Genomic DNA, 1,213 nt, shown 5'->3' on the forward strand with positions numbered 1-1,213 from the left:
CTATCAACTCTATCTTTATTTTCAGCAATTGCTTTGCGATTTTTATCTCCTGCAACGCCCCAAAGCTTACGCATTTCAGAATCTAAAAATTTAAGTTGTTTAGTTGCACTACTACCAGCTTGCTCAATTTCCGCTCCCGCTTCATTAAGCTCACCTTCCAATCGCGCCATAGAAAGCTTACTTTGGTTAATGAATGCCAGCGCTTCCGACAAATCTTTATTCAGCGCATCGACCGTTCTTTTCTGCTCTAAATATGCCCAACCCAAAAACGCAAAAAGCACCAAAGTTAGAGCAAAGCACCCTATAAATAATGGAAGCCCTGAATTCCCAGCTTGTTTTTGCGACTTATCATTTTCGACAGCTTTCTTTGGCTTTGACTTTTTCGAAGCAGTCACGCCAGAAGAGCGCTCTTGAAACCTATCTAACTCATCGCGCTCAGGCCTTAACCCATCCATAAACAACCTCTTTATTATCACTCTTGTCCTAGGGATAAATTCTATCGTGATGATCGGTATTTCTAAATAGCATTTGCATGGTATTCATTCGATGAATAAGATGAGCACCCCACCCCATCAGCTGAAATGCAGCGGTTTTTAAGGAGTCAAACCATGCAAGCGAAAGTAGGTATTATTATGGGCTCAACATCAGATTGGCCCACTATGGAGCATGCAGCGAACATGCTCGACACTCTTGGCGTGAGCTATGAAACACAGGTTGTGTCTGCACACAGAACACCCGACCTGTTGTTTGATTACGCATCTTCTGCTGCCGAGCGTGGTATTCAAGTCATTATTGCTGGCGCAGGTGGTGCAGCCCATCTACCTGGTATGGTGGCATCAAAAACTGAACTCCCAGTTTTAGGCGTTCCAGTTCAATCAAAGGCATTGAATGGCATTGACTCACTACTATCAATCGCTCAAATGCCAGGCGGCATTGCCGTCGGGACACTTGCCATCGGCACACCGGGCGCCAAGAACGCAGGATTGCTAGCGGGGCAAATCATCGCTCTGAACGACCAAGCCGTTAAAGAGAAGCTTGTTGCATTTAGAACGCAACAAACCGAAAGTGTACTCGCTCAATCAGATCCGCGAGGGTAATCATGAAATCTATTGGAGTTCTTGGCGCTGGTCAACTCGGCAGAATGCTTGCCTTAGCAGGTCTTCCTCTTGAGGCGAAATTTCGCTTCTTTGATACAAGTGGAAGCCCAAGTGTT

1 protein-coding gene and 1 pseudogene are annotated in these 1,213 nt (G+C 45.6%); one reads left to right on the top strand and one right to left on the bottom strand.

Annotation, left to right across the window (positions count from 1 at the left end; all coding sequences use genetic code 11):
• Positions 1-455: pseudogene (locus A3762_RS21600) on the bottom strand (hypothetical protein); the annotation flags it as partial.
• Positions 456-608: 153 nt separating this feature from the next.
• Here A3762_RS21600 and purE point away from each other — a divergent pair.
• Entirely contained in the window at positions 609-1,097 is a 489-nt protein-coding gene (gene purE, locus A3762_RS21605) for a 5-(carboxyamino)imidazole ribonucleotide mutase (protein WP_068476054.1), read from the top strand.
• Positions 1,098-1,213 lie beyond the last annotated feature (116 nt).

Source organism: Oleiphilus sp. HI0125 (genome assembly GCF_001635355.1).